The 229-nt window shown below is 57.2% G+C and carries 1 protein-coding gene; it reads right to left on the bottom strand.

Translation table 11 applies throughout. The annotated features are described in order from the left end of the window. Positions 1 to 159, bottom strand: a 159-nt coding sequence (locus tag SB751_RS36020; protein WP_410749729.1) for a VOC family protein, incomplete at its 3' end; no start/stop codon positions are given. Positions 160 to 229 lie beyond the last annotated feature (70 nt).

The raw sequence follows: 229 nt of genomic DNA, 5'->3' as shown, positions 1-229 counted from the left end.
CGTGCACATCACGCCGATGGCGCTCTCATCCTCCTCGATGGTGGTGGGCGGCATGATCAGATACCAGCCCATGACCTCCGTGTAGAACTTCACGGCGGCGTCGAGATCGGTCACCGAAAGACCGATGTGGGAAAAACTGCGCGGATAAACGATGCTCATGCTGATTCCTCGAAAAACGCCCGGCTGGCGGGCACTCTTCGAATCTTAGGCAGCGTGGCTATAATCGCAA

It is taken from the genome of Cupriavidus sp. SIMBA_020 (assembly GCF_046535395.1).
GTDB classification, from domain to species: domain Bacteria; phylum Pseudomonadota; class Gammaproteobacteria; order Burkholderiales; family Burkholderiaceae; genus Cupriavidus; species Cupriavidus campinensis.
The sequence above is the reverse complement of the archived record's forward strand: the minus strand, read 5'-3'. Positions and strand labels throughout refer to the sequence as shown.